29 protein-coding genes are annotated in these 25,725 nt (G+C 64.2%); 15 read left to right on the forward strand and 14 right to left on the reverse strand.

Annotated elements, in window-relative coordinates:
- Positions 1–137: 137 nt before the first annotated feature.
- Complete coding sequence (locus QOU61_RS18200; RefSeq protein WP_289661217.1) at positions 138–1,118, reverse strand: ATP-binding protein; 981 nt, start codon at positions 1,116–1,118, stop codon at positions 138–140.
- Positions 1,119–1,299: 181 nt separating this feature from the next.
- Here QOU61_RS18200 and yajC point away from each other — a divergent pair, with 181 nt between their 5' ends.
- The 6 genes from yajC (at position 1,300) to QOU61_RS18230 (ending at position 6,973) form a co-directional block, all read left to right on the forward strand.
- On the forward strand, positions 1,300–1,656 hold the full coding sequence (gene yajC / locus QOU61_RS18205; protein WP_289661219.1) for a preprotein translocase subunit YajC: 357 nt from the start codon (positions 1,300–1,302) through the stop codon (positions 1,654–1,656).
- A 35-nt stretch (positions 1,657–1,691) separates the two neighbouring features.
- Entirely contained in the window at positions 1,692–3,293 is a 1,602-nt protein-coding gene (secD, locus tag QOU61_RS18210; RefSeq protein ID WP_289661221.1) for a protein translocase subunit SecD, read from the forward strand.
- A gap of 113 nt (positions 3,294–3,406) precedes the next feature.
- On the forward strand, positions 3,407–4,408 hold the full coding sequence (secF, locus tag QOU61_RS18215) for a protein translocase subunit SecF (protein ID WP_289661223.1): 1,002 nt from the start codon (positions 3,407–3,409) through the stop codon (positions 4,406–4,408).
- Positions 4,409–4,472: 64 nt separating this feature from the next.
- On the forward strand, positions 4,473–4,856 hold the full coding sequence (locus QOU61_RS18220; RefSeq protein WP_289661225.1) for an Mth938-like domain-containing protein: 384 nt from the start codon (positions 4,473–4,475) through the stop codon (positions 4,854–4,856).
- Complete coding sequence (locus QOU61_RS18225; RefSeq protein ID WP_289661228.1) at positions 4,853–5,716, forward strand: phytoene/squalene synthase family protein; 864 nt, start codon at positions 4,853–4,855, stop codon at positions 5,714–5,716. Before QOU61_RS18220 ends, QOU61_RS18225 begins: the two co-directional genes overlap by 4 nt.
- 3 nt (positions 5,717–5,719) lie before the next feature.
- Positions 5,720–6,973: a threonine ammonia-lyase gene (locus tag QOU61_RS18230; RefSeq protein ID WP_289661230.1), complete on the forward strand. Its 1,254-nt coding sequence runs from the start codon at positions 5,720–5,722 to the stop codon at positions 6,971–6,973.
- A 7-nt stretch (positions 6,974–6,980) separates the two neighbouring features.
- On the opposite strand, the gene QOU61_RS18235 is transcribed toward QOU61_RS18230, so the two are convergent.
- The 3 genes from QOU61_RS18235 to QOU61_RS18245 all read right to left on the reverse strand — a co-directional run bounded on the left by QOU61_RS18235 (position 6,981) and on the right by QOU61_RS18245 (position 9,942).
- Positions 6,981–8,087, reverse strand: a complete 1,107-nt coding sequence (locus QOU61_RS18235; RefSeq protein ID WP_289661233.1) for a serine/threonine protein kinase — start codon at positions 8,085–8,087, stop codon at positions 6,981–6,983.
- Between the two features lie 7 nt (positions 8,088–8,094).
- Positions 8,095–9,528: a methylenetetrahydrofolate--tRNA-(uracil(54)-C(5))-methyltransferase (FADH(2)-oxidizing) TrmFO gene (trmFO, locus tag QOU61_RS18240; protein ID WP_289661235.1), complete on the reverse strand. Its 1,434-nt coding sequence runs from the start codon at positions 9,526–9,528 to the stop codon at positions 8,095–8,097.
- A gap of 261 nt (positions 9,529–9,789) precedes the next feature.
- Positions 9,790–9,942 carry a DUF1127 domain-containing protein gene (locus QOU61_RS18245; RefSeq protein ID WP_289661238.1) on the reverse strand — a complete coding sequence of 51 codons (153 nt, stop codon included), beginning with the start codon at positions 9,940–9,942 and terminating at the stop codon, positions 9,790–9,792.
- Positions 9,943–10,632: 690 nt separating this feature from the next.
- Between QOU61_RS18245 and QOU61_RS18250 the strand changes: the two genes are divergently transcribed.
- On the forward strand, positions 10,633–10,899 hold the full coding sequence (locus QOU61_RS18250) for a hypothetical protein (RefSeq protein WP_289661240.1): 267 nt from the start codon (positions 10,633–10,635) through the stop codon (positions 10,897–10,899).
- Between the two features lie 80 nt (positions 10,900–10,979).
- Here the strand turns inward: QOU61_RS18250 and QOU61_RS18255 are convergent, their stop codons facing one another.
- Positions 10,980–11,798, reverse strand: a complete 819-nt coding sequence (locus QOU61_RS18255) for a lytic murein transglycosylase (protein ID WP_289661242.1) — start codon at positions 11,796–11,798, stop codon at positions 10,980–10,982.
- Between the two features lie 158 nt (positions 11,799–11,956).
- Positions 11,957–12,865: a DUF2189 domain-containing protein gene (locus QOU61_RS18260; protein ID WP_289661243.1), complete on the reverse strand. Its 909-nt coding sequence runs from the start codon at positions 12,863–12,865 to the stop codon at positions 11,957–11,959.
- A gap of 460 nt (positions 12,866–13,325) precedes the next feature.
- On the opposite strand from QOU61_RS18260, the gene QOU61_RS18265 reads away from it, so the two are divergent.
- Positions 13,326–13,715, forward strand: coding sequence for a DUF3597 domain-containing protein (locus QOU61_RS18265; protein WP_289661244.1), 390 nt, complete (start codon positions 13,326–13,328; stop codon positions 13,713–13,715).
- Positions 13,716–13,856: 141 nt separating this feature from the next.
- The gene (locus tag QOU61_RS18270) at positions 13,857–14,648 is read left to right on the forward strand and encodes a fumarylacetoacetate hydrolase family protein (RefSeq protein WP_289661246.1); all 792 of its coding nucleotides are present in this window, start codon (positions 13,857–13,859) and stop codon (positions 14,646–14,648) included.
- A gap of 9 nt (positions 14,649–14,657) precedes the next feature.
- Here the strand turns inward: QOU61_RS18270 and QOU61_RS18275 are convergent, their stop codons facing one another.
- Both QOU61_RS18275 and QOU61_RS18280 read right to left on the reverse strand, forming a co-directional pair.
- Positions 14,658–14,930 carry a GNAT family N-acetyltransferase gene (locus QOU61_RS18275; RefSeq protein ID WP_289661248.1) on the reverse strand — a complete coding sequence of 91 codons (273 nt, stop codon included), beginning with the start codon at positions 14,928–14,930 and terminating at the stop codon, positions 14,658–14,660.
- Between the two features lie 93 nt (positions 14,931–15,023).
- Positions 15,024–15,299, reverse strand: a complete 276-nt coding sequence (locus QOU61_RS18280) for a GNAT family N-acetyltransferase (RefSeq protein ID WP_289661250.1) — start codon at positions 15,297–15,299, stop codon at positions 15,024–15,026.
- Between the two features lie 194 nt (positions 15,300–15,493).
- Here QOU61_RS18280 and QOU61_RS18285 point away from each other — a divergent pair, with 194 nt between their 5' ends.
- The 3 genes from QOU61_RS18285 to QOU61_RS18295 are packed head-to-tail and all read left to right on the forward strand — an operon-like array spanning position 15,494 to position 18,166.
- The gene (locus QOU61_RS18285) at positions 15,494–15,694 is read left to right on the forward strand and encodes a hypothetical protein (RefSeq protein WP_289661251.1); all 201 of its coding nucleotides are present in this window, start codon (positions 15,494–15,496) and stop codon (positions 15,692–15,694) included.
- Between the two features lies 1 nt (position 15,695).
- On the forward strand, positions 15,696–17,309 hold the full coding sequence (locus tag QOU61_RS18290) for an acyl-CoA synthetase (RefSeq protein ID WP_502876937.1): 1,614 nt from the start codon (positions 15,696–15,698) through the stop codon (positions 17,307–17,309).
- Positions 17,309–18,166, forward strand: coding sequence for a PCC domain-containing protein (locus QOU61_RS18295; RefSeq protein ID WP_289661253.1), 858 nt, complete (start codon positions 17,309–17,311; stop codon positions 18,164–18,166). The genes QOU61_RS18290 and QOU61_RS18295 overlap by 1 nt, the downstream gene beginning before the upstream one ends.
- A gap of 758 nt (positions 18,167–18,924) precedes the next feature.
- On the opposite strand, the gene QOU61_RS18300 is transcribed toward QOU61_RS18295, so the two are convergent.
- Complete coding sequence (locus QOU61_RS18300; RefSeq protein WP_289661255.1) at positions 18,925–19,278, reverse strand: hypothetical protein; 354 nt, start codon at positions 19,276–19,278, stop codon at positions 18,925–18,927.
- Positions 19,279–19,414: 136 nt separating this feature from the next.
- On the opposite strand from QOU61_RS18300, the gene QOU61_RS18305 reads away from it, so the two are divergent.
- Both QOU61_RS18305 and QOU61_RS18310 read left to right on the forward strand, forming a co-directional pair.
- On the forward strand, positions 19,415–20,185 hold the full coding sequence (locus QOU61_RS18305) for an AAA family ATPase (protein WP_289661257.1): 771 nt from the start codon (positions 19,415–19,417) through the stop codon (positions 20,183–20,185).
- Positions 20,186–20,255: 70 nt separating this feature from the next.
- Positions 20,256–21,062, forward strand: a complete 807-nt coding sequence (locus QOU61_RS18310; protein ID WP_289661259.1) for an NAD-dependent protein deacetylase — start codon at positions 20,256–20,258, stop codon at positions 21,060–21,062.
- Positions 21,063–21,298: 236 nt separating this feature from the next.
- Here QOU61_RS18310 and QOU61_RS18315 read toward each other — a convergent pair whose 3' ends face one another.
- The 5 genes from QOU61_RS18315 to QOU61_RS37355 form a co-directional block, all read right to left on the reverse strand.
- Positions 21,299–21,634 (reverse strand): hypothetical protein, encoded by a 336-nt coding sequence (locus QOU61_RS18315; RefSeq protein WP_289661261.1) that lies wholly within the window; start codon positions 21,632–21,634, stop codon positions 21,299–21,301.
- Between the two features lie 365 nt (positions 21,635–21,999).
- Positions 22,000–22,368 carry a VOC family protein gene (locus QOU61_RS18320; RefSeq protein WP_289661263.1) on the reverse strand — a complete coding sequence of 123 codons (369 nt, stop codon included), beginning with the start codon at positions 22,366–22,368 and terminating at the stop codon, positions 22,000–22,002.
- A 411-nt stretch (positions 22,369–22,779) separates the two neighbouring features.
- Entirely contained in the window at positions 22,780–23,337 is a 558-nt protein-coding gene (locus tag QOU61_RS18325; RefSeq protein WP_289661265.1) for an HdeD family acid-resistance protein, read from the reverse strand.
- Between the two features lie 43 nt (positions 23,338–23,380).
- Positions 23,381–23,806, reverse strand: a complete 426-nt coding sequence (locus QOU61_RS18330) for a hypothetical protein (RefSeq protein ID WP_289661267.1) — start codon at positions 23,804–23,806, stop codon at positions 23,381–23,383.
- A 130-nt stretch (positions 23,807–23,936) separates the two neighbouring features.
- Positions 23,937–24,155 carry a hypothetical protein gene (locus QOU61_RS37355; RefSeq protein WP_502876938.1) on the reverse strand — a complete coding sequence of 73 codons (219 nt, stop codon included), beginning with the start codon at positions 24,153–24,155 and terminating at the stop codon, positions 23,937–23,939.
- Between the two features lie 305 nt (positions 24,156–24,460).
- Here QOU61_RS37355 and QOU61_RS18340 point away from each other — a divergent pair, with 305 nt between their 5' ends.
- Positions 24,461–25,456, forward strand: a complete 996-nt coding sequence (locus QOU61_RS18340) for an SH3 domain-containing protein (protein ID WP_289661269.1) — start codon at positions 24,461–24,463, stop codon at positions 25,454–25,456.
- Positions 25,457–25,725 lie beyond the last annotated feature (269 nt).

The following is a 25,725-nucleotide window of genomic DNA, read 5'->3' on the forward strand; positions in this document are numbered from 1 at the left end:
CAAACACGCCGTCATCGCCCGCGAAAGCGGGCGATCCAGTATTCCAGAGACGGTGACTGAATACGGAGAAGCCGCAGCATACTGGATTCCCCGCTTTCGCGGGGAATGACAGTTGTGGGTGGGACTGCAGCCTGCCGCTACTTGCCGGTCAGCCTGACGCCGAGCCGTCCGGCCAGCTCCTGGACGAACTGCCAGGCGACGCGCCCCGACCGCGAGCCGCGCGTCGTCGACCATTCCAGCGCCTCGCGCTCGAGCTCTTCCTCGGAAAGCTTGATGCCGAAATGGCTGCAATAGCCGTTCACCATCGCGAGGTACTCGTCCTGGCTGCAGCGGTGGAAGCCGAGCCACAGCCCGAACCGGTCGGACAGCGAGACCTTCTCCTCGACGGCCTCGCCGGGATTGATCGCTGTCGAGCGTTCGTTCTCGATCATCTCGCGGGCCAGCAGATGGCGGCGGTTCGACGTGGCGTAGAGGATGACGTTTTCGGGCCGGCCCTCGATGCCGCCTTCCAGCACCGCCTTCAGCGACTTGTAGGAGGCGTCATTGCCGTCGAAAGACAGGTCGTCGCAGAACACGATGAAGCGGAACGGCGAGGAGCGCAAAAGCTCCATCAGGGAGGGCAGGCTCTCGATGTCCTCGCGGTGGATCTCGATCAGCTTGAGCCGGTCGGCGGCCTTGCGATCGAGGTTGATGGTGGCGTGTGCCGCCTTCACCAGCGAAGACTTGCCCATGCCGCGCGCGCCCCACAGCAGCGCGTTGTTCGCCGGCAGGCCGTCGGCAAAGCGCGCGGTGTTCTCGATCAGGATGTCACGCATCCGGTCGATGCCCTTGAGCAGGGTCATTTCAACCCGGCTGACGCGGGGCACCCTGGTCAGCTTGCCGTCCGGATGCCAGACATAGGCGTCGGCATCGGTGAACGACTCCAGGGCGGCCGAAGCAACGCTTGCGGCGGCAAGCTGCGCCGCGATGGCCTCGAGCGCCCGCGCGATCCGCTCGGGGGTGTCGTCGGCGAGGCCAATGGCGGTCGCTGTGGGGCGTTTTGCCGCGATCTGGCGGGGCTTTTGCGCAGCCGCCCCTGCAGGGCGGCGCGTGGTGGTTTTGCTGGTTTTTCTGGCCATCTCACAAGTTCCTGACGGCGCAGCCATATCGGGCCGGGGACGGTCCCGCAAGGCGCGCAATTGGGGGGCCGGCCAGCGTTGCAATTGGGACCGCGGCCGCTATAGTCCGCGCGAATTTACCCCTCCCGGCACGCCGAAAAAGGCGCTGCCGGGCCATTCCCGTTTCACGAGGACTGTCCGGATGCTGATTACCCCTGCGTTTGCCCAGGCTGCGGGCGGCGGCGATGCCAACAGCATGTTGATGTCGCTTCTGCCGTTCGCGCTGATCTTCGTGATCATGTACTTCCTGATTCTGCGGCCGCAGCAGAAGAAGGTCAAAGATCACGCCGAGCTCGTGAAGAACATCCGCCGCGGCGACACCGTGGTCACCTCGGGCGGCCTCGTCGGCAAGGTCACCAAGGTCGTCGATGACGACCAGATCGAGTTCGAGATTTCCGACGGCGTCCGCGTGCGCCAGATGCGGCAGATGATCTCGGGTGTGCGCGCCAAGGGCGAGCCGGCCAAGGAAGTCGCCAAGGACGAGACGTCCGCGAGCTGAGGCTCGCGATCGCCGCATTCTGACGGATCCAATCGATGTTGTATTTCACGCGGTGGAAGGCGCTCGGCATCATTCTGACGGCGCTGTTCGTGTGCCTTTGCGCCGTTCCGAACTTCTTCCCCGAGGCGCAGGTCAAGAGCTGGCCGGCCTGGGCACAGCGGCGGCTCGTCCTCGGCCTCGACCTGCAGGGCGGCTCCTATCTGCTGCTCGAGATCGACGCCAACTCGGTGAAGAAGGACAAGCTCGACCAGATCCGCGACGACGTGCGCCGCGCGCTGCGCGATGCCAAGATCGGCTATACCGGGCTGGCGGTGAAGGGCGACGCGGTCGAGGTTCGCGTCAGCCGCGACACCGACCAGGCGACCGCGCTCGCCAAGCTGCGCGAGCTGTCGCAGCCGCTCGGCGGCCTGCTCGGCTCGAGCGGACAGCGCTCGCTCGATGTCACTGATGCCGGCGGCGGGCTGATCCGGCTCACCATTCCGGAGGCCGCCATCAATGACCGCCTCCGCCAGACCATTGAGCAGTCGATCCAGATCGTCGAGCGCCGCGTCAACGAGCTCGGCACCGTCGAGCCCTTGATCCAGCGTCAGGGCAACGACCGTATCCTGGTCCAGGTGCCCGGCCTGCAGGATCCGACGCACCTGAAGGAGCTGCTGGGCCGCACCGCGAAGATGGAATTCCGCATGGTCGACACCTCGGTGTCGCCGGACCAGGCCCAGGCGGGCAGGGTGCCGCCGGATTCCGAAGTGCTGATGAGCGCGTCGTCGCCGAAGGTGCCCTATGTGATCAAGAAGCAGGTGCTGGTTTCCGGCGGTGATCTCACCGACGCCCAGCCCGGCTTCGACCAGCGCACCAACGAGCCGATCGTCAGCTTCCGCTTCAATACGGCCGGCTCGCGCAAGTTCGCGCAGGCAACGACGGAAAATGTCGGCCAGCCCTTCGCAATCGTGCTCGACAAGGAAGTGATCTCCGCGCCCGTGATCCGCGAGCCGATCACCGGCGGCTCGGGGCAGATCTCCGGCAATTTCACCGTGCAGGCGGCCAACGATCTCGCGGTTCTGCTGCGCGCCGGCGCGCTGCCGGCCCCGCTCACGGTCGTTGAGGAGCGCACCGTCGGTCCGGGCCTGGGCCAGGATTCGATCGACAAGGGCGAACTCGCCGCCTATGTCGGCTCGATCATGGTCATCGTGTTCATGCTGGTGACCTACCGGCTGTTCGGCGTGTTCGCCAACGTCGCGGTCGTCATCAACGTCGCCATGATCTTCGGGCTGCTGTCGCTGCTCAACGCGACGCTGACGCTGCCCGGCATCGCCGGCATCGTGCTCACCGTGGGCATCGCGGTGGACTCCAACGTGCTGATCTATGAGCGTATCCGCGAGGAGCTGCGCGGCGGCCGCAACGCGATTTCGGCGATCGACGCCGGCTTCAAGCGGGCGCTGGCGACCATCCTCGATTCCAACATCACCACCTTCATCGCGGCCGCCGTGCTGTTCTATATCGGCACCGGACCGGTGCGCGGCTTCGCGGTCACGCTCGGCATCGGCATCATCACCACGGTTTTCACCGCCTTCACCCTGACGCGCCTGATCGTGGCCTGGTGGGTGCGATGGAAGCGGCCGCAGACCGTGCCGATCTAGGGCATGATCCCGAGAAGTGGAGACCGGTTTTCGGATCAGATCATGCCCAAACACGAAGATAGAGCGAAGAGGATGATCCAGCTTCGCGGGATCACCCTCGAGGGAATGCGCCTTTGACCCATTACGTCCTGATTGCGCTGGCTATCATGATCGCCGTGCTGACCGTGGTCAGCGCGCTCGGCCTGCTGCCGTCGCTGCGCATCGTCCCCGACGACACGCATTTCGACTTCACCCAGTTCCGCCGCATCTCGTTCCCGATCTCGGCGACGCTGTCGATCATCGCGATCACGCTGTTCTTCACCCACAGCCTGAACTTCGGCATCGACTTCAAGGGCGGCACGCTGATGGAGGTGCGCGCCAAGTCCGGCAGCGCCGACATCGGTACGATGCGCTCCACGCTGAGCGCGCTCGGTCTCGGCGACATCCAGTTGCAGCAGTTCGGCGGACCGGCCGACGTGCTGATCCGCGTCGCCGAGCAGCCCGGCGGCGATGCCGCCCAGCAGGAGGCGGTGCAGAAGGTGCGCGGCGCGCTCGGCGACGCCGTCGAATACCGCCGCGTCGAGGTCGTGGGTCCGCGCGTTTCGGGCGAGCTGCTCGCCTACGGCATGCTCGGGCTGATGCTCGCGATCGTCGGCATCCTGATCTATCTCTGGTTCCGATTCGAGTGGCAGTTCGCGCTCGGCGCCATGATCGCCAACGTCCACGACATCGTGCTGACGATCGGCTTCATGTCCATCACCCAGGTCGATTTCGACCTCACCAGCATCGCGGCGCTGCTCACCATCCTCGGCTATTCCTTGAACGACACGGTCGTGATCTACGACCGCATCCGAGAAATGCTGCGGCGCTACAAGAAGATGCCGATGCCGCAGCTTCTGAACGAATCGATCAACTCGACGCTGTCGCGCTCGATCATCACCCACGTCACGGTGACGCTGGCGCTGCTCGCCCTGCTCTTGTTCGGCGGCCATGCCATCCACAGCTTCACGGCGGTCATGATGTTCGGCGTGGTGCTGGTCGGCACCTATACCTCGATCTTCATCGCCGCGCCGATCCTGATCTATCTCGGTGTTGGCACGCACCGTGACGCGCCGGATACGCCGCCAAAGAAATAGGGGCGGCCGAACGAAAGGCGGGCCGGCCGGCGCCGCGCCGGGAACGGGTTCGGAAAGCAGCATCATGGCCGAGAAGTCAGACGCCCCGCATCTTCCGAGGTCGGCGCCGATCGACGCCTACGGCCAGGGCGGCTTCGCCTTCGCCGGCATGTCGCACCGCGGCTCGCTGTTGTGCCTGCCCGACTCGATATGGGCATGGCAGGTGACTGCGCCGAGGCAGATCGACCGCTACGCCCTGGAACGGGTGTTTGCGGCCGCCAACACCATCGACACGCTGCTGATCGGCACCGGCACGGAAGTGTGGCTTGTGCCGCGCGAGCTGCGCGAGGCGCTGCGGGCGGTCCGGGTGATGGTCGACGCCATGCAGACGGGCCCTGCGATCCGTACCTGGAACGTCATGATCGGCGAGCGTCGCCGCGTCGCTGCCGCGCTGATTGCGGTGCCATGAGCGCGCCCGACCACGGCGATGCCGCGTCCTTCTGCGCCAATCTGGTGCGCACGCACGATTTTGCCCGCTACGCCGCGACGCTGTTCGTGCCGGCCGAGCCGCGGCGCGCGCTGCTCGCGCTCTATGCGTTCAACGCGGAGATCACCCGCGTCCGCGATCAGGTCAGCCAGCCGCTGCCCGGCGAAGTCCGCATGCAATGGTGGACCGACATGCTGGCCGGCACCGCCCATGGCGGGATCGAGGGCAATCCGGTGGCGGCGGAGCTGCTCGGCGCCATCCGTCACTACCATCTGCCGATCGAGGCGCTGTCGCGGCTGATCGAGGAGCATCAGTTCGACCTCTACAACGATCCGATGCCGTCGATGGCGGCGCTGGAAGGCTACATCACCGATACCGCGGCCGCCTTGTTCGTGCTTGCCGCCGAGGTCTTCGCGCAACCGTCGGAAGCACTGCGCCATCTGGCGCGCCATGCCGGGCTGGCGCAGGGGCTGACCCAGGTGGTCGTCGATCTGCCGCGCGATGCCGCACGCCGGCAGCTGTTCCTGCCGTTGCAGGTGCTGCAAAGCCACGGCAGCGGCATGGAGGAGGTGTTTGCCGGCAGGCAGCGGCCGACGGTACGCGCGGCGGTGGATCAGCTCATCGCGGAGGCGCAGCGGCACCTGAAGACGGCGCTCAACTTGCTCGGGAGCGCGCCGGCCGAGGCGCGGCCCGCTTTCCTGCCGCTCGCTGTCGTGCGCCGCGATCTTGCACGGCTGGCGCGTGCCGATAATGATCCGTTCATGCCCTATGTGGCATCGAGGTTTTCAACCCTGTGGACGCTGTGGCGCGCCGCGCGCTCCCACACCTTCAAAGGCGGCTAGAACATGACGCAGGCTTCCAAAACTCCTTCCGCAGGGGCGGCTGACCTGGACAGGCTTCCGGTCACGCCGGATCGCATCCGCGCCGCGGCCGCCGTTATTAGCGGCGCGGTGCAGGCCACGGAATGCAACCAGAGCCGCACGCTTGGCGAAATCTGCGGCTGCGGCATCTGGCTCAAATTCGAGAATCTGCAGTTCACCTCCACCTTCAAGGAACGTGGCGCCCTGAACCGGCTATCGGCACTCTCGGATGACGAGCGGCGCCGCGGCGTGATCGCGATGTCGGCCGGCAATCACGCCCAGGGCGTCGCCTATCATGCGAAGCGCCTGGGCGTCCCGGCAACCATCGTGATGCCGGTCGGCACGCCGATGGTGAAGGTTGAAAACACCCGGCGCCACGGCGCCGAGATCATCATATCCGGCACCACGCTGGAGGAAGCCGGCACTTTTGCGCTCGAGCATGCGAAGACGCACGGCCTGACCTTGATTCATCCCTATGACGATCCGCTGATCATCGCAGGACAGGGGACAATCGGGCTCGAAATGCTGCAGGCCGTGCCTGGTCTCGACACGTTGGTGGTTCCGATCGGAGGCGGCGGCCTGATTTCGGGCATCGCGATCGCCGCCAAGTCGATCAAGCCCGACATCCGCATCATCGGCGTGCAGGCGCGGCTCTACCCGTCGATGTACAACGTCATCAGGAACGAGCAATTGCCGATGCGCGGCGACACGCTCGCCGAAGGCATCGCGGTCAAGGCGCCCGGTCGGATCACCTCGCAGATCATCCGCGGCCTCGTGGATGACATTCTCCTGGTCAGCGAAGACGAGATCGAGCGCGCGGTGGCGACCCTGATCGCGATCGAAAAGACCGTGGTCGAAGGAGCGGGCGCGGCGAGCCTGGCGGCGGTGCGGGCGAGCCCGGAGCGATTTTCCGGCCGCAATGTCGGGCTGGTTTTGAGCGGTGGCAATATCGACACGCGGCTGATCGCCTCCGTGCTGACCCGCGAACTCGCGCGCGAGGGCCGGCTGACCCAGCTTTCCATCGACATCGTCGACCGGCCCGGCCAGCTCGCGGCGGTCTCGGCGTTGCTTGCCAACGCCGGCGCCAACATCATCGAGGTGTCGCACCAGCGAACCTTCTCCGACCTGCCGGCGAAGGCGACGCTGCTGCAACTGGTGATCGAGACGCGCGATCGCGCCCATCTCGACGACGTGCTGGCGAGGTTGAGTGAGGCCGGGTTCTGCGCCCGCTGCACCTGAGCCGAATTCAGCTTGAGGTCAGCTTCAGATCGTCGGTTTCGAAATTGAAGCGGTCGCGCAGGTTCTTGCGCTGCTCCAGGATGTCCTTGAGGAAGGCGCGGTCGGTGTCGCTCGACATCATCGGCTCGATCAGGTCGAGCTGGTTCATGGCGACGAGCTGCAGGATCTCGGTCCTCGGCTTGCCCTCGGTATCGCGGGGCAGAGCATGCACGACCTGGATATGCTCCGGCGGTTTCGGCCCCTTGGCCGCAACCAGCTCGCGATGCAGTTGCGCTTCCAGCGCGGCCTGGTCGGCCTCGACGAAGGCGTAGAGCCCGACGCCGGCGCGGCGGTCGGCAAAGGCCACGATCGCGGTATCGCGGACGGCCGGATTGCGCCGGATCAGGTCGGCGAGAACGGGCGCGTCGTTGACCAGCCTGCGGCCGCCGCCTTCGCGGTCGGTGAAATTGAACAGGCCGCGGGTGATGGCGCGATAGACCTTCTTGCCCGTGGCAAGCCACAGGTTGGCGAAGACCGACTTGCGTGCCAGGATCTGGCGCTCCTTCGGCGTCAGCGCCTCCGGTGCGTAGCTGCGCTTGTGCTTCAGGAGATGGCGCAGATCCTCGTAGGCAGCGATGCGGAACAGGCGGCTGCGGCTAACGAAGCAGGCGGCGAGCTGGAAGTCCGTGAGGTAGGCGCGGCCATCGGCGCCGCGCAGCCAGTTCTGCTCCTTGGCGAGGTCGTTATGGCAGATCCCTGCGCGATGCAGCCGGCGCAGCGCCTGCTTGGCGGAACGGAAATAGGCGGCGTCGCCATGGGGCTTGGCGAGATGCAGCGCAACGCCATCGATGAAGCCGCGCACCAGCGCGCGCCTGCCGGCCCATAACAGCTCAGGTCCGACGGCGAGGCCCCTGGCGTGCTCCAGCGCGCGTCGCTCGCGGCCGAACAGGTGGCGGGCGAGCACGAAGGACCACCATGGCACCTGGTCGAGCCGGCGCAGCACTGCGTCGACCGTGCTGCCGTCAGCAGCGCGAAACCGGCCGCGCTCGACGGTCGAGAACACGTCGCGCTTGAGCAGCACGCCCTCGGTCCAGCGCGCCGACAATACCGCGGCATCCTCTTTCGGCAAGCTCATGGGGTGCTCACGCCGCGGCTGCGATGCGCAGGTGATCGGCGATCCAGCGATCAAGATCGGCGAGGGCCCGCGCGCTCAAGGCCTGCTTCTTGGCGACCGACTTCTCGTTGCCGCGCAGCCGTGTGCCGTCGGCCTTCCGCGTCGGCGGCTGGGCCAAAGGCGGGAACAGGCCGAAATTGATGTTCATCGGCTGGAACGAGCGCTGGCCGGCCTCGATCGTCTCGATGTGGCCGCCGGTGATGTGGTTGAGCAGCGATCCGAGCGCGGTCGTCGGTGGGGGCGTCGCGAGCTCACGACCGCGAACCTGGGCCGCGGCGAACAATCCGGTGATCAGGCCGATGCTTGCCGATTCGACATAGCCCTCGCAGCCCGTCATCTGGCCGGCAAAGCGCAGCCGCGGCTCGGCGCGCAGCCGCAGCTGCGGATCCAGAAGCTTCGGCGAGTTCAGGAACGTGTTGCGATGCAGCCCGCCAAGCCGGGCAAACTCGGCGTTCTCGAGTCCGGGAATGGTGCGGAAAATGCGCTGTTGCGCACCATATTTCAGCTTGGTCTGGAATCCGACCATGTTGTAGAGCGTGCCGAGCTTGTTGTCCTGGCGGAGCTGGACGATCGCATACGGCTTCACGTCGGGATTGTGCGCATTGGTGAGCCCGACCGGCTTCATCGGCCCATGCCGCAGCGTCTCGCGGCCGCGCTCGGCCATCACCTCGACCGGCAGGCAGCCGTCGAAGTAGGGCGTGTTGGTCTCCCATTCCTTGAACTCGGTCTTTTCGCCAGCGAGCAGCGCGTCGACGAAGGCGTCGTATTGCTCCTTCGTCAGCGGGCAGTTGATGTAGTCGGCGCCGGTGCCGCCCGGCCCAACCTTGTCGTAGCGCGACTGAAACCACGCCATGCCCATGTCGATGGAGTCCTTGTGCACGATCGGCGCGATCGCATCGAAAAAGGCGAGCGCGCTTTCGTCGGTGCGCTGGCGGATCGCGTCGGCGAGCGGTGCGGAGGTGAGGGGACCGGTCGCCACGACGACATTGTCCCAATCCGCCGGCGGCAGGCCCGCGATCTCGCCGCGGTCGATGGTGATCAGGGGATGGGCGGCCAGCGCCCCGGTGACGTCGGCCGAAAATCCCTCGCGGTCCACCGCCAGCGCGCCACCGGCGGGCACTTGGTTGGCATCGGCCGCACGCATGATCAACGAGCCGAGCCGCCGCATCTCGGCGTGCAGCAGCCCGACCGCATTGTTGGCGGCATCATCGGAGCGGAAGGAATTGGAGCAGACCAGTTCGGCGCAGCCGTCGGTGACATGCGCCTCCGTCATACGGTGCGGCCGCATCTCGTGCAGCACGACGCGCACGCCCTGGCTTGCGATCTGCCAAGCGGCCTCGGAGCCCGCGAGGCCCGCGCCGACGACGTGTACGGTGGTCGAAGCTGATTTGCTGCCGGTCATGCGGGCCAGTGGTCCGATTCTAACATTCACTCCCCGATCGGGAGGCACATTTGCGAATGTTGGAATCAAACGGCCACTAGCAAGTCGAAGATTCTAGCGGAGTTTCGGATTTGACATTCGCTTGGCGGATTTGCGGCTCGTGGGAGCGAATGTCAAATCCACTCTGCTAGCGTTAGCGCCTTTTGCCGCGGGCTGCAGCAAAAACGACAACGCCCGCACGAGGCGGGCGTTATCCGTCCTTAAAGTCGAGGCTGATGACGATCAGCCCTTGTAGGTTCCAGCAGCCACGCGCGGGATGTCCGAGCGATCAAGGCCGATATCGGCCAGTTCGCGATCGCTCAGCTGGGACAGCTCATTGACATTGCGCTGGTAGTCCCGGAACGCCTGGATCATGCGGATGAGCGAGAGCAACATGGAAGTCTCCTAGTAGTTACGATTCAGCCCTTGGAGGAAGCCTCATCGTTGAAATGAATATAGAGGGGTACCCCCCACTGCGGAAGTTCCTTTGCTGCGGTGCAGCTAAGCGGAATTTGCATGGCAAAAGTAACTGACGCTTAACCCGCGCCCGCGATGAACAGATCACGCTGGGCGAGCTGAACAGGATGGGCCGACTGTGACAAAAAATCGCATACTATCCGTGGATTGTCACAGAACTGACGAATCGCCGCTCCCCTGAGATAAGGCCGGGCGAAGCCTTTTCAAGCGAGAAATGCAGGCCAATCCGACCAGCGTCGCGGCTTCCTTGAAAGCCTCTAGCATGCGTGATTCGCATGTCTCAGGCCAAAAAATATGAATTATAAATCATTCTTTTGTCCCGAGACGGCGCGCTCCTTGGTAGCCCTCAAGCAGGCCTCTTCGTCAGATGCCGCGCTTCAGGTCTCGTCGCACTCGGCGCCGGAGGCGTGTTTCAGGCTCTCGCCGCTCGTAACCACATTGATTACAGCCCCGTAATGAAAACGACTTGGCGCGCATGGGTCTTTGCGCCGCGCGCGCATCACATCTTCATCGCGCGAAATTCATTCCTACAGACGGCCGCGACTGCGGAACAATTGTTTCGCGGATTCCGGCAATGGAGTCGGATCCGTCTAACAAAGGAAGAATAACATGCTTACCAAGTTGTTCGGGCTGGCGGCCGTGGCCGCTGTCGCATTCGCGGTGGCTCCCGCGCAGGCCGCGAAATCGGGAGGGGCCGGTTGCTCCGGCGCCAATCTCGCGAAGACCGAAACCATGATCGAGACGATGGCGGACGGTGACGGCAAGCTGGCTGCGCAGAAAGAGCTGTCGGCCGCGCAGGACGCGATGCTGAGCGGCAAGATGGGCGCGTGCGGCATGCATCTGAGCAAGGCAATGCACGCCGGCATGGCGAAGTAACGGATTGCGTAGCGAAAGGGCCGACCGGGGCAATTGGTCGGCCCTTTCTTTTTCAGGCTTAAGGCTGTCTTTGGGGTGCCTTAGGGAGCGTGCGCAAGCTGGGTCGCGAAATACGCGATCGTGCGCGCATAGACCTCGCTCTTGTTCCACTGCTGCAGCACTGCGAAATTCGGGGTCCCCGGCTGCCAATCCTTGCCGCGCTGCCAGCCATAGCTCGACAGATAATTCGCCGTCGAGGCAAGCACATCGGTCGCGCTGTGCAGGAGATCGCGCCGTCCATTGCCGTCGAAATCGACCGCATATTTGATCCAGGATGACGGCATGAACTGGGTCTGGCCGAGTTCGCCGGCCCAGGCGCCGCGCATCTCCTGCGGCGCGAGATCGCCGCGATCGACGATCCGCAGCGCGTCCATGAGCTCGCTGCGGAATTCATCGCTGCGCCGGCAATCATAGGCAAGCGTCGCCAGCGAGCGGATGGTCTGGAATTTCCCGGTGTTGACGCCGAAATCGGTTTCCAGCCCCCAGATCGCGACCAGCACCTCGCCCGGCACGCCATAGGCCTGCTCGATTCGCGACAGCGCCGAACCGTATTGCTTCATCATGTTGGCGCCGCGGGTCAGGCGCGGCGGCACCATGCGGCCGGAAAACTCCTCAAAGCTCTGGTTGAACACCTTCTGCGAGCGGTCGCGCGTCAGCACGGCCTGGTCGAGCGTTACGCCGTTGAAGCTTGCGGCGATCGTCTGTTGCGAAATTCCCTTTGACGCGGCCTCGCTCTTGAACGCGGTCAGCCATGAATCGAAACTGCCGCTGCCGCAAGGCGCGGCAAGGACAGGCGGTGTCGCGAGGAGGCCCGCTGAAAGGGCGAGGGCAAAGGCGCAGCAAAAAGGACGAAGCTTCACGCGCAATCCAATGGGTGTGATGATCGATCGTGCAGCGCAAAATGTCGTTGTCAACCGCGGCCAAAACAAGGCTGCTTGGCTAATAGAACGGTGAACGCCGGCGCATTGATGCGGCAAGCCGCCGTCAGTATCGACCGGCGGCTTTCCGTTTCCGGACCTCAATTCGTGTTCTTGTTCCGCCACGGGAAGAGGTTGGCGGGGAAATCGGCAGCCGGCTTCCGCTCGCGCTGCGGTGGGCGCGGAATCGGGCGGGCCGCCGGATCGATCACCACCACCTTGCGATAGAGGTGCCAGGTGGCGTGGCCGAGCAGCGGAATGACCACGGCAAGCCCGAGGAAGAAGGGGATCGTGCCCACGACCAGGAGGGCGGCGACGATCAGGCCCCACACCGCCATCGGCACCGGATTCTGTGCCACCGCGCGCAGCGAGGTCACCATCGCCTCACCGGCGCTGGCGTGCCGGTCGAGCATCAGGGGGAAGGAAACCACGCTGACGCAGAGCGCGACCAGCGCGAACAGGAAGCCGACGCCGCAGCCGACGATGATCAACCACCAGCCCTGCGGCGTTGTCAGCACGCGCTCGATGAAGTCGGTGGCGCCGGTCACCCCTTCATAACCGAACGCGGCGATATAGATCGCCTGCGCGGTGGCGACCCAGGTCACGAACAGGGCAAACAGCAGCACGCCCAATCCGAGTATCGCGCCAATGGACGGCGACCGCAGCACATCGAGCGCATCCCAGGCGGTGGCGTTTTCGCCGCGCTCACGCTTGCTGCTCAGTTCATAGAGGCCAAGGGCCGCGAACGGACCGAGCAGGGCGAAGCCGGCGGCGAGCGGAAACAGCAGCGGGATCACCGAATAGCCGTGCACGGCGCGCGCCAGCACCAGGCCAAGGATCGGATAGATCACGCAGAGAATGATCGCGTGGCTCGGCACGGCCTTGAAGTCTTCCCAGCCCTGTCGCAGCGCGTCGTGCAGATCGGAAAGGCTGATGGTCCTGATCTGGCGTACAGCCGCCGATGATGCAGGCTGCGCCATCGTGGAGACATTGTCCTGATAGGTCGCCATGCTCGCTTGCTCCCTTGCGCAGCGGCCACGAGCGTCATCAAGGCGCGGAGGGCCACCGATGGAAACGATCGCAGTATAGGCGCGACGCGAGAGACGGGTCCGGCCCATATCGCGAACTGTTGGTCTCAGCCTACTCCCAAAGCGCCCTGGAGTGACTCACGCTTGAGTGAAAAATTTTCGTTGCCGCAACGCAAACGCGCATGCGATCCGGTGCGATGACGGCGTCAGGCCCCGAAAGCGCGAAAGCGATTCGAATTTGAACGGTAGCGTGGCCGAATATGTCATTCGAATGTGTCATTCCGGCGTCATTTGGCCTCAGCCAGGCTCGGCCGGAGAGTGCGGCCTTGCATTGGCAAGCCGATCGGGGGCGGCTAAGTTTGTCTTCCGATCAGGCCGATGGTGCCGGTCGATTGTTATCCAAGCCCTAACCCGATTCCTCGAGGTTCAACGGGAGCAAGCAATGAGTATTTTCGGAAAAATCATGAGCGCGATCTTCGGCAGCTCGGCCAGCGCGACGCCGCCTGGCGGTGCTGCGGGCGGCGCGGCGACCTCGGCCGGAGGGGCTGCTGCTCCCGGATCCGCACCGGCGCAGACTGTCGACGTGGCGCCGATCCTCGACAAGGCGGTCGCCGCCAAGAAGGAAAAGCTGGAATGGCGCACCTCGATCGTCGACCTCATGAAGGCGCTGGACATCGATTCCAGCCTCGGGGCGCGCAAGGAGCTGGCCAAGGAGCTCGGCTATACCGGCGACACCAATGATTCCGCGACCATGAACATCTGGCTGCACAAGCAGGTGATGGCCAAGCTCGCCGCCAATGGCGGCAAGCTGCCGCCGGAGATCAAACACTGAGCCTCAAGGCTCCGGCGACGCGAAAGGCCCGCTCCGCGCGGGCCTTTTTTGTTGCCGGCCCAGACCTTCGGCCAGCTTGCCCGTCTGGCATGCCTGTTCTAGATACGCCACGAAGCAAAACACCAAGCGGGAAGGAAACCCATGACCACGATCGATCGCAGGACCGTGCTCGGCACAGGCGCGCTGGCGCTCGTGGGCGCGGCAGGCCAGGCCGCGCCGGCCACAGCACAGGCGGGGCCCAAGCCGATCTTCCCGGTGCCGGCGACGACGATCCCGATTGTCGGCGAGACCGACGTGTTCCAGGTCCGCCGCATCTACTGCATCGGTCGCAACTACGCGGCGCACGCGATCGAGCGCGGCTCCGATCCCAACCGCGAACCGCCGTTCTTCTTCCAGAAGCCGACGGATGCGATCCAGAACGTAGGCGTCGGCACCGTTGCCGATCATCCCTATCCGTCGCTGACCAAGAACTATCACCACGAGGTCGAGCTGGTGGCCGCGCTGAAGTCGGGCGGCACCAACATTTCGCCCGACAAGGCGCTCGACCATGTCTATGGCTATGCGCTCGGGCTCGACATGACGCGGCGCGACCTGCAGAACGGCATGGCCGCGGAAAAGAAGCCCTGGGAGATCGGCAAGAGCTTCGACCATGCCGCGGTCCTCGGCCCGATCCACCCGGTGTCGAAGGTCGGCCATCTCACCAAGGGCGCGATCTCGCTCGCCGTGAACGGCACGGTGCGGCAGGATTCCAGCCTCGACAAGATGATCTGGAGCGTCGCCGAGCAGATTGCAAAGCTCTCCGAAGCCTTCGAGCTCAAGGCCGGCGACATCATCTATTCCGGCACGCCCGAGAATGTCGGCCCGGTCGTCAAGGGCGATGTGCTGCTCTGCAAGCTCGAGGGCCTGCCTGACATGTCGATCCGGATCGTGTGAGGGCAGGGATCACGCGACGATATCCCCGTATTCCGGGTGCTTGCGCAAATAGTCGACCACGAAGCCGCAGCCGGCGATCACCTTTTGACCGTCGGCGCGGATCAAGTCGAGCGCGCCCTTGACCAGCTCGGAAGCGATGCCGCGTCCGCGCAGGGACCGCGGGGTCTCGGTGTGGGTGATGATGACGGCCTGCGGCGCCAGCCGGTAATTGGCAAACGCCATCCCGCCAACCACATCGAGCTCGAAGCGGCTTTGCGCCTTGTTGTCGCAGACGGCAGCCATGGATGGATTTCCTTCAACCTGGACCATTCTTGCGATTTAGGCCTGTGAGCCCGCCGATGCAAAGCCGCGACCAAGCCAGGCGCGGCAATGGCCTCAGCGCTTCAAGAGGTCCTGATAGTCAGCGTGCTTCTCGATATAGGCTTTGACGAAGGGGCACTGCGCGACCACCTTCAGCCCGTCGGCGCGGACCTGGTCCAGCGCGCCCTTGATCAGCCGCGAGCCGACGCCCTTGCCGCCGAGCTCCGGCGGGACTTCGGTGTGGATGAAGGTGATCACCCCGTCCTCGACCTTGTAATAGGTCGCCGCCAGATGGCCCTCGACCGTGAGTTCGTAGCGCTGATGTGCCTTGTTGTTGATGACGTCGCTCATGAAAAATATGTCCATCCATTCCGTGCCGATGACTAGCCTATAGCGCGGATCGCATGCCGCCTGCCACTGTCCGCTCGCCGCGGGCGGCCGCGCCGTCCGGTCTTGCGAGGCATCGCCGGAAGGCGATAAACAGGAAATACCGCCGTTCCGAACGGCTGCCCGCGCGCCGCAATCATGTGCAAGAGGAAACGTCCATGAAGCTGATCCTGACCCTGCTTGGCGTGTTGCTGCTGATCCTGGCCGCTCTCTATTTCGTGGTTCCGGCCGATCAGTTGCCCACTTTCCTGCCCGGCCACGAGGCAGGTGTCGCGCGGGTCCATGTCAAGCACGGCGTCGTCGCCGGCGTGGTCGGCATCGTGCTGCTCGCCGCCGGCGTCTGGATCGGACGGCGCTGAGATGGCTGCGCCGTTGCTGCCGCTCCGCATGTCGCGCCGGGTGATGAACCTTGCGCATATGCTGACGCAGAATACGCGCCGGCATGGCACGCGCGACGGCTTCGTCTGGGGCGAGCGCGCCTGGACCTGGGCCGAGATCGACGCGAATGTCTCGGCGCTGGCAGCGGCGCTTGCGGCGCGCGGCATCGGGAAGGGCGACCGCATCCTCGTCCATTCCAAGAACGGCGACGAGATGTTCTGCTCGATGTTCGCCGCCTTCCGGCTCGGCGCGGTCTGGGTGCCCACCAATTTTCGCCTGATGCCGGACGAGGTCGCCTATCTCGCCAGCGCCTCCGGCGCCAAGGGATTCCTGTGCCACGGCGACTTCCCCGAGCATGCCGCAGCCGTGAAGGGGCCCGTCTTCACCTGGCGCATCGGCGAGACCGGCAGTTTCGGCGAAACCTCGGTCGCCGAAGCGATCAAGGCGCATGTGGGAGCCAAGGTCGACAACGTCGCCGTCGAGCATGACGACCCCTGCTGGTTCTTCTTCACCTCGGGCACCACAGGGCGTTCCAAGGCGGCGGTGCTGACCCACGGTCAGATGGGCTTTGTCGTCACCAACCACCTCGCCGACCTCACGCCCGGCACCACCGAGCAGGACGCCTCGCTCGTGGTGGCGCCGCTGTCGCATGGCGCCGGCGTGCACCAGCTCATGCAGACCGCGCGCGGCGCCAAGACCGTGCTGCTGCCGACCGAGCGTTTCGACATCGACGAGGCGTTCCGGCTGATCGCGACGCACAGGGTGAGCAACCTGTTCACCGTGCCGACCATCCTGAAGATGATGGTCGAGCATCCCGCCGTCGAGCGCTACGACCATTCCTCGCTCCGCCACGTCATCTATGCCGGCGCGCCGATGTACCGCGAGGACCAGAAGACGGCGCTGCACAAGCTCGGCAAGGTGATCGTGCAGTATTTCGGGCTCGGCGAAGTCACCGGCAACATCACGGTGCTGCCGGCGGCGCTGCATGAGACCGAGGATGGGCCGAAAGCGCGGATCGGCAGCTGCGGCTATGAGCGCACCGGCATGCAGGTCTCGATCCAGGACGAGCAGGGCCGCGAGCTGAAACCGTTCGAGACCGGCGAGATCTGCGTGATCGGGCCTGCGGTATTCGCGGGCTACTACGACAACCCCGAGGCCAATGCGAAGGCGTTTCGCGACGGCTGGTTCCGCACCGGCGATCTCGGCCACATGGATGAGGAGGGCTTTGTCTATATCACCGGCCGCGCCTCGGACATGTACATCTCCGGCGGGTCGAACATCTACCCGCGCGAGATCGAGGAGAAGATCCTGACCCATCCGGCGATCGGCGAGGTTGCGGTGCTGGGCGTGCCCGATCCGACCTGGGGCGAGGTCGGAGTTGCCGTCTGCGTGCCGCGCGAGGGCGGCAAGGGCGTGACCGAGGCCGAGATGGCCGCATTCCTCGCCCCGAAGGTGCCGCGCTACAAGATGCCGAAACGCTTCTTCTTCTGGGAGGCCTTGCCAAAGTCCGGCTATGGCAAAATTCCAAAACGTCTGGTCAAGGACGAGCTGGAAGCGCGCGGGCTTTTGGACGTCACCAAATCTTCCGGCTCGTGATGCGCAGCATCAAACAGCCGGGCCCGGTTGCGTCCGAGCGCATCCAGTGGGTGGAGGTGAGGGGCCGGGCGTTCTCATTCGCAATGGAAGCTGGCCTGTCGCTGCTCGAAGCCGCGCGCCGTGGCTTTGCCGCTCAAGGCTTTGCCGGCGGCACGCTCAACCTCAAGGACGGCGCGCTCGGGCCATTCGCCTATGTGATGCCGGCGCTGTCGAAGACCGGCGAGAACGCCGCCTTCTACAGCGATACGTTCCGCCCCGCTGGCATCACGCGGCTGACGACTGGGACGATGACCTTGGGATTGCGCGACGGTGCGCCGTTCTTTCACTGTCATGCGCTGTGGCGTGAGGCCGACGGGCGAAACAACGGCGGGCATATCCTGCCCGAGGAGACCATCGTCGCCGAGCCGTTTTCGGTCGATGCCTTCGGCATCGATGGTGCGGTCTTTGCCGCGGAGCCCGACGCCGAGACCAATTTCAAGCTGTTTGGCCCTGTCTCCAGCGTAGCCAATCGCGCTGACGCACCAACCCGAGCCTTCGCGCTGCGCCTCAAGCCAAACCAGGATGTTGCCGGCGCGCTCGAGAGCTTTTGCCGCGAGCGCGGCATCGCGCGTGCGAGGGTCCACGGCGGTGTCGGCTCGACCATCGGCGCGCGCTTCGTCGATGGCGGCGTGGTCGAACCCTTCGCGACCGAGCTGACGGTGACATCGGGCGTCATCGCGCCGGGTGCAGGCGGTGCGCCGGAAGCGACGCTCGACGTCGCGCTGGTCGACTACACCGGCGGCCTGGCGCAAGGCCGGCTTGTCCGCGGCGACAACCCCGTGCTGATGACCATGGAGCTGGTGCTGGAAGCGCTATAGGTATCTCTACGCCGTCATTGCTAGCGCAAGCTTCGGAGCTTTCGCTCCCCGCAATGACGAGGCGACGAGAGCCGTGTTCCGATTCAGATGTCAAACAACAACGCGGTCGTCGCCCGACTTGATCGGGCGACCCAGTATGCGCGGACATGACTGGGATATATCCAGCCATCCGCCTTCCCGCGGCGCGTTTTCGCCCGGGCTGTGCGCAAAACCCTCGGAAAGGCAGAGGGCGCAGGGAATGCCGGGTGTCTTGGCGCACCCGCAGCCTCGCGTGCAAAGATGGAAAGCACACGAGTTAGTCACCACAGGTATCGCCGCAAACACCGGCATTCCCTGCGCGACGGTTTTACGGTTTCCTTCGTGCTCTCCCCGGTGACCGGGCTTTCTTGCCACCGTCATCCGCGAGATGTTTCGTCCCGCGAACTTGATGCCAGCGTCGGGGCATCAGGACCACACGACTTCGCCGTCCGCTTTGGCATCACTCGTCAGTTGATACCAAAGCGTCCATCGCATCCCGCGCCCAACACTCGTGACGATCGCGAAGCGCCCCTCTTGATCGGGCCCGGGACGCGCCGATCAAAGCCACTGATTTGCCCGACAAACCAAGCGGAATATTTTTCGCGCGAGGACTGGACGACCCAAATCACGTTGAAATGCTTCGCGAAATTGAATTCTGCGCGCACGGGCCTTTCAAGCCCCAGGCGGGTGCGAATGGCGCATCGTCCAGCGAAATGCGCGTGATTTGCCCGTCGGGCAAGTCAGTCCGAAGGTCCCTTGCGTGGCGTTGGCTTCCGCCGCTTGCGCACGTCGATGTTGATGTCGAGATCGACGTTGGCGACGCAGCTCTGCTCGCTCTTGTGCGAGCCGCCCTCGTGCCAGGGACCGGCGCGCTGCCGCGCGAAGCGTACACTCGCAAGCCGCAAGCAGCGCCATTGCGGCAATGGCCCGGAGCTGTCGCCCGCGAACTGCCAGGCCAGCACGACTTCCTCGCCGCGTTTGTTGGTGCCGATGATGTGCGGGCAGAGCTCGCGATGCCGGCCCTCATAGGTGCACAGCACCTGCTGCTCGGTCTGGATCGCGTTGCGGAAGAGGGCGTAGGTGGCTGAGGGCATGGGCGGTTGAATCATAGATCACGCCGATGGCGGGGTAACGCGCACCACCGCGTTCGGTTGAATATTGTTCTTGTTATGTTCTGTCGGTTGTGCCAGTGATGGCCGCAACCGCATTTCGTTGGACGGGGCAGGGCGCATGGCCAGGCGAAACCGCACGATCAACCTGCCGGCGCCCTACCTCAAGCGCCTCTGGCTCGATCCCGCGCGCATCCCCGACCGCGAGGCCTATCCGTTCTGCCTGCCGCTGTTGCGCGACGATTTCGAGCTGAGTTTCGAGCACGCCTTCACCATCATCGTCGGCGAGAACGGCACCGGCAAATCCACGCTGCTCGAAGGCATTGCCGTGCTGGCCGGCTATGACGAGGCCGGCGGCGGCAAGGGCCACAGGCCGGTCGATCATTCGCAGGCCCTGGAGAAGATGGGCGGCGAGCTTTCCAGGGCGCTGCGCGCGAGCTGGCTGCCCAAGATCACCAATGGCTGGTTCTTCCGCGCCGAGAGCTTTTTCTCGGTGGCGCGCTATCTCGACGAGGCCGCCATCGGAACACCGGGGCCACCTCCGCCCGACTTTCTCTCGCACTCCCACGGAGAGGGTTTTCTGCGTTTTTTCGAGGAGCGCTGCCAGCGCCAGGGCATCTTCATCTTCGACGAGCCGGAATCCGCGCTGTCGCCGTCGCGCCAGATCGAATTCTTGAAACTGATGCGGCGGATGGAGGAGATCGGCCGCTGCCAGATCATCATGGCCACCCACTCGCCGATCCTGATGGCCTATCCCGGCGCGACGCTCCTGCGGTTGTCGAGATACGGGCTTGAGCCGACCACCGTCGAGCAGACCGACCATTACAGGCTGATGCGCCAATTCTGCGACGACCCCGCGGGGTTTGTCGAGGCGGCGATGGCGGGCGAGTGAGAGGGGCCGCGCAGTCGAGGCTTGCGGCGGCCGTCTGGCAATTGCAGGCGGAGCAAACTACATCTGGCCGATGGCAAAACGTCCGCTCGAAGATTTTATTGACCGCAACCCGCGTCTTTTCGTGCTGACCGGGGCGGGCTGCAGCACAAATTCCGGCATCCCCGACTACCGGGACAGCCATGGCAACTGGAAGCGAACGCCACCGGTCACCTACCAGGCTTTCATGGGCGATGAAGGCACTCGCCAGCGCTATTGGGCGCGGAGCCTGATCGGATGGCGGCGGTTTGGCCAGGCTTCACCCAATGATGCCCATCATGCGCTGGCGCGGCTCGAAGCCAATGGACGATGCGAACTCCTCGTGACCCAGAACGTGGATCGGCTGCATCAGTCCGCCGGCAGTCGGCAAGTCATCGATCTTCACGGGCGGCTCGATCTGGTGCGCTGCATGGGATGCGAGCTGAGAATGTCGCGCGAGCAATTTCAGCGCACGCTCGGTCGGGTCAATGCGGAATGGCTCGCGCTCGACGCCGCGGATGCGCCTGACGGTGACGCAGACCTCGAAAGTTCGGACTTCTCGTCCTTCACCGTGCCTTCGTGCGGGCAGTGCGGTGGGATCCTCAAGCCCGACGTCGTGTTCTTCGGCGAAAACGTCTCTCGTGAGGTCGTCGCGACGGCGCGAGATCACCTGGAGCAGGCCGACGCCATGTTGATCATCGGCTCCTCGCTCATGGTGTATTCCGGCTTTCGCTTCGTGCAGATGGCTGCTCGAAAGCAGATACCGATTGCCGCCGTCAATCTCGGGCGCACCCGGGCGGATGATCTTCTGACCCTGAAGGTCGAGGATCGCTGTGAAGCGGCGCTCGCGTTTTTGCTGTGAGGCGGAGCGAACCGGCTTCACGGAGCTGCAGGCGTGTTGGCGCCGAAGTGACGACGCACTCGCAGATGCTGATGGCTTGTCCCGGTGCGATGTCTGCGGCTGTCGAAATACGGCCTGGAGCCTGTCACGGTTGAATAGACGAACCAGGTACTAGTGTGGCGGTTCAAAACAGCCGCAGCAAGTGCAAGGATATTTTGGCTGTTGGCTTCTTCTTGCAACGACAGGCGCGGCTCGCTTCAACACATCGGGTCACATCCCCATTCCCCGGGTCGCTGCATCCGAAGATCCATCATATTCACCGTCCTGCGGACTTCCGAGATGTTTATGCTGGGATCGGCTTGAACAGCCGTCCTTATGATGCAATTTCGGACGTATTTCTGGCGCTTCCGCCAGTGCCAGCTGAACTTCATGCCCTTCGCCTCCACCTTGCATGCAGCGGTCGCCTTTTCTAGGGTAACCCTTTCAGCTTTGGACAGCTTCGCAGCCTCCGCGGGAGCAGGCATGAATGCAATGCCGCTAACAAGTACCGTGGCGATAGTGCCGGCGATTAAAGCTGTGGCGAAATGGTACATGATACCCTCCTTTGTGATACCGCTCCCTTGAGCTGCTTGTGCACCATTGTTTGGCGGTCGAGATCGGGGCCGCGACGCTAACCGACGCGAGGACGCGGAACCCGATGAGATAGTCAGAGAGGTCACCCCCAACCTGCGATCTTCATATCATAGGAATCAATCAGGCGCGCCCTCGTCGCAAGCGCACGCGGGCCTGGCGTTGTTTTCGTAGCGCGCCACTGGACGCGATGACGGCGCTCGGGGCAGCCCGTGCCCGGAGCCACATAGCCTGGGTTCACAAGCCCATCGGGGGAGCAACATAGAACGCACCCGTGCGGCCTTTGATCGCCTCGATCTCCTCATCGCTGCAGCGGAGGGGTTAAAGTTCACTGCGGTACGGTCATGAGTTCGAGCACATGGCCATCAGGGTCCCGAAAATAGACGCCACGGCCGCCGTTCCAGTCGTTGAGCTTACCGTCGTCGAGGCTCCACGGTGCGCTGCCATAGGCGAGCTTCGCCTCGCGAATGCGGCCGAAGATGGCATCGAACGCGGCATCGCTGACGTGGAAGGCGTAGTGGTGGCTCTCGAACTCCTCGTCATCGTCGAAAAGAAGCGTAAGCGTGTCGTTGATACGTACCGGCGCGAAATGGCCGTCTTTCGGATCGGCATGGAGGCCAAAAATGCGCGCGAAAAATTGCGCCGCTGCCCTCTTGTCGCGGGCAGGGACGATGGTGTGGTTGAGGGTGATGGTCATCGGAAGACCTCTCGCTAACGACTGCCGCAGACGTATCGGCCTGCTCAAGACAAACTATAGATAGGTTTTGCAGGTTGTGGCATGAAGGGGCTTCACCGGACTGCAGGATGCCATCACGACTAAAGACTGGATCGGGTCAAAAGCGTCGATCTAGATCGTGGTAGATGAGTCCGTTTCACCCGTGACAGCGGACCTCAGCGAGCTACCGACCTACTTCGCCCTGGGGCCAAAAACGGAAATGAGAGGTTTGCCCCAAGCTGACCGATGGCGCCGCCGTGTGTCAGGCCACGGTTTGACCCCTCGGTGCCGAAGTCGCTCCAACCGAGCCCGCAGCCTGAAGGCCAGCACGCGCGGCGCGACGCCGGACACCAGTGCATAAGCGCCATTTGCCTGAGCTATTCGATCGTGTCCTCACATCGTGCGCAAGCTAAGGGCAAGCGCGATCCACGCGCAGCCGTAGAAAATTAGATCAATCCCGACGAACAGACCGATCACCCACAGACCTGAGACCGGCCACTGCGCAAGAACAAGTATCCCCAATATGAACGTAATGATTCCGTCCGCCGCCTGCCAGCCCCAGCCTGGCTGGGCAACTGCAATCGAAGCGATCAATTGAAACAAGCCGCCGATCAGGAAGAACAACGCCATGAAGATGGTCAGCGCCTCAGCACTGATGACCGGCCTCGTGACGAGCATCAGGCCAACGACCCCGAAAAGGATCGCGGCAAGCAAATGATGAAAAAAGCCTGCCCAATGCCCCACCAAGACCGCCTGCGCCATCTCGATGCCTGAGGCCAACACCAAGAGCCATCCGAAGAACAACATCGTGGCGACGGTGGCCAGCACCGACCTGACAACGGCGGCAATACCCAGCGCCAACAATCCAATTCCAAATACCAGGAACCATCCCCAATATTGCACAACGTCGTGGGGGATTTGGACTTCGATGGCCTGGATATTGCCCATCATGTCTGGTCTCTCGTCGGGCCAGTCCCTGAGTTTACTCCCGCTCTTATGAGCGCTTTGCCTGCTCGGCGGCGAGGCGGCCGTCGATGGCATCGAGAACGGCCAGTCGTGCCTGTTCAACCGACGCGATGGCGTAATCGATCGCGAAACCGGCGTCCGACTCCAAGAGCTCGGCGTTTTTCTCGGCTAGTTTCACATCTAGACCATGCTTTGCTTCGACCACGTGCGCCTTTAAGGCGTTCACGTCCGCAGTAATTTTCGCTTGCAGGGCTTTCGTATCTCTGGTGGCAGACTCTCCAGCAGACTTGATTTGCTGGTTCACCTTTTCGACTGCCGTCTTTGCAGCAGAAAGCGCCGCGGCCTTGCGCGCTTCGATCTTGTCGTGCGCTTCCTTTTTCGCACCTTCAAAGGCATCTTCAGCACCCTTTGCACGTACCGACAACTCGGCGAGTTGTTCAGAGAGTGGCTTCATTTGCTCCTCCTTCTGGTGAACGGTTCACAGTTAACACGCTCTCGTTCGAGTCATGTTGATCTGCATCAACTCTTCTTTTGGCCCAGCTAGCAGGGCGACCGAGTATGATTCAAGCGCGGCGGCCTCCACATCAGCAAATCCGGACCATCTCTTCGCAAGGGTACATCGCCCGGGTCAGCCGGGCAGGCCCGCCTTGAGGAGGCCATGTCAGAAGCTCGCCCTGCTGAACAACGACAAGGTCGTAGTTGGCGTTCAGCGCGAGCGCCCGTTCCCGATGGTACGCGGCCTTGTCGTGATCATCGCGGTTCAGGTTCAGCGCGGCGAAGAATCCGGTGAACGTCGCTGTCATTGTCGTCCAGCCCCAGCGTGATCTCCAGCTCCGCGGCGACCTGCTGGAGCGCTGCATCGCGATCGGCGCACCAGTCATAAACCCAGGTCTGGCCCAGCACGCATGCCTTCCAGGCGCGGTGATGCGGACCTGCGGAGCCTGTCATCGGGCGGTGCTACACGCCGACCCGTTGGCGCATCCGGAATGACAAACAAGAGCGGCGCATCTCGCGCCTGCGAGACGCCTGCGTCCTTCGGCTAACGCGACCACTCCTCAGGGAACGCCTGTTTCGCTGCGGCGTTCCAACTCCTGAGGAGGAACTCGCCATGAAACTGAGAGAATTGTTTATCGCAGCAGCCGTGCTGCTGATGCCGACCGCCGCACTGGCGGCGCCGGGCATCGTCACCACCACGGTCAGCCTGAGGGCAGGGCCCGGTGAAGGCTTTCCGACGGTCGACCGCATTCCCGGTGGCGCGCGTGTCACCATCCATGGTTGTCTCAGAGGCACCGCCTGGTGCGATGTGAACTGGTCGGATGATCGTGGCTGGGTGTCGTCGCAATATCTCGAATATCTCTACCGCAACCGCTACGTCTATCTGCCCGACTATGTCGACGAGATCGACGTTCCCGTCGTGCCGTTCGTGCTGACCTCGTACTGGTCGAGCTACTATGCGGGACGTCCCTGGTATCACCGTCGCGCCTACTGGAGCGGCTATTGGCAATCGCATGAGCGATTCGCGACGCGGTTGACTATCGACCGCTCGGCGGCCCGGATCGGCCGCGCGGCGGCAGCGCGCGACGCTGCACTCCCCGAGGCAAAGGCAGGTGTCGGTGTCGAGGAGAGGTCGCGCGCCGGTGCGACGGAGCGGACCCGCGCCGGTGCGACGGAACGCGTGACGCGCGAGAAAGACATCGCCACGCGTAGCGCGCGCGAAGGGCACGAACGCGCGGCAGTGCAGGCCCGCATGACGCGCGAGCACGCGCGGATGACGCGTGAGAACGCAAGAGCGGCCGTGCACCAGCAGCCGATGGCCCGCGCCCGCACGCAGACGCCGCCGATCATGGCCCGCGGCCATGACGAACCGCGTGCGGCTGCGCCGCGGATCGAGCGCGCCACGCCCCACATGACGCAGCCCAATGCGGCGCGCGGCGGCGGTGGCTCGCCGATGAACGCACGCGCGCAGATGCCGGCCGCGGCTGCCCCGCACGCAGCCGCGCCCGCGATCCCGCAGGGCGGCGGCGCGCCGCACATCAACGCCGCACCACGCGGTGGCGGCGGACCGGGCGGTGGCGGAGGCCACGGTCAGGACAAGCGCCAATGAACGAAAAGCCCGGCCTTGAGCCGGGCTTTTTTTGCTCGACGAGCTGCTGGCGGCTTGACGGGCTACGCGTTGCTCCCGGTGCCGAGGACATGCTTGGCGTGCCACTGGGACGATCTTCTGACCCTGAAGGTCGAGGATCGCTGTGAAGCGGCGCTTGCGTTTTTGCTGTGAGGCGGTGCGAGCCGGCTTCACGGAGCTGATTGCGGGAAAAGCGCTGGGATGCCGACGGCTGTGACGGCGTTGATCTATATCAAGCTTACCTGCCGCTG

This window comes from Bradyrhizobium sp. NP1 (assembly GCF_030378205.1).
Taxonomy (GTDB): domain Bacteria; phylum Pseudomonadota; class Alphaproteobacteria; order Rhizobiales; family Xanthobacteraceae; genus Bradyrhizobium.